A 1143-nucleotide genomic window follows, 5' to 3' on the forward strand; every position below is an offset into this window, starting at 1 on the left:
CCGCACACCGTGCTCGGTGACCAGGTGACGGGCCGCCAACCGGCCCAGCGTCCCCGTACCACCCGTGACCAGCGCCGTACCCTCACCGTCCAGAGCGCGGAAGCGGGCGGGTGCGACATCGGCGGACGCGCGGGCCAGCCGGGGCGCGGTGACCGTGCCGGAGCGCAGGACGAGCTGCGGTTCGCCGGAAGCGACGGCGGCCCGGGCGACCTCGGCGGCGCGGGTGTCCTCGTCGGCGTCGACGAGGACGTACTGGCCGGGGTTCTCGGACTGCGCGGAGCGGAGCAGACCCCACACCGCCGCGGCGGCGGGGTCGACGGTGCCGGAGACGGCGCCGTCGGTGCGCAGGACGAGTGTGGACGCCTCCAGCTCGGCAGCCGCCGCCCAGGCCTGCAGCAGGTCCAGGGCACGGACGGTCAGCTCGCGGGCCCGCTCCGGGGCGGAGGTGGCATCGGTACGGGTGAGGTCGGCGATGACCGCGCCCGGGACGGGCGCGCCCTCCCCGACGGCGGCCAGGAGCGCGGCGAGGTCGGCGTGCTCGGCGCCGAGCACGACGTGGTCGACCTCGTCGGGGCCGACCGAGGTGCCGACGGGCACCAGGTCCACCCGGAACAGCGCGTCGTGCAGCTCCGGGAGCGCCGGGGCGAAGGCGCCGGGTGTGAACGGACGGGTGGCGAGGGTGCCGATGGCGGCGACGGGGGCGCCGACGTGGTCGGCGAGCCGGAGGGTGAGGCCGTCGGCGCCGGCGGACGCACGGACCCGCAGGGTGGTGGCGCCGGTGGCGTGGAGGGCGACCTCGTTCCAGGCGAAGGGGAGTCTCAGCTCGCCTTCCCGGGCGGCCGGGCCGGCCGATACGAAGGAAGAGGCCTGCAGGGCGGCGTCCAGGAGGACCGGGTGGAGGCCGAAGCCGTCCGCCGTGATGCCCTCGGGCAGGGCGATCTCGGCGTAGACCTCGCCGTCCCGTGTCCACACGGTCTGCAGCCCCTGGAAGGCGGGGCCGTACTCCAGGCCCGCGTCGGCGCGGCCGGCGTAGTAGCCGTCGAGGTCGACGGGCTCGGCGCCGGCGGGCGGCCATGTCCCGAGGTCGAAGTCGGCGGCGTGGTCCTGCTTGGTGAGGAAGCCGCTGACGTGGCGGGTCCAGGG

At 76.6% G+C, this 1143-nt stretch carries 1 protein-coding gene; it reads right to left on the reverse strand.

Annotated elements, in window-relative coordinates; genetic code table 11:
* Positions 1-1143, reverse strand: a 1143-nt coding sequence (locus tag IH80_RS40365) for a polyketide synthase dehydratase domain-containing protein (RefSeq protein WP_037882390.1), incomplete at both ends; no start/stop codon positions are given.

This window comes from Streptomyces sp. NRRL S-378 (genome assembly GCF_000720645.1).
Taxonomy (GTDB): domain Bacteria; phylum Actinomycetota; class Actinomycetes; order Streptomycetales; family Streptomycetaceae; genus Streptomyces.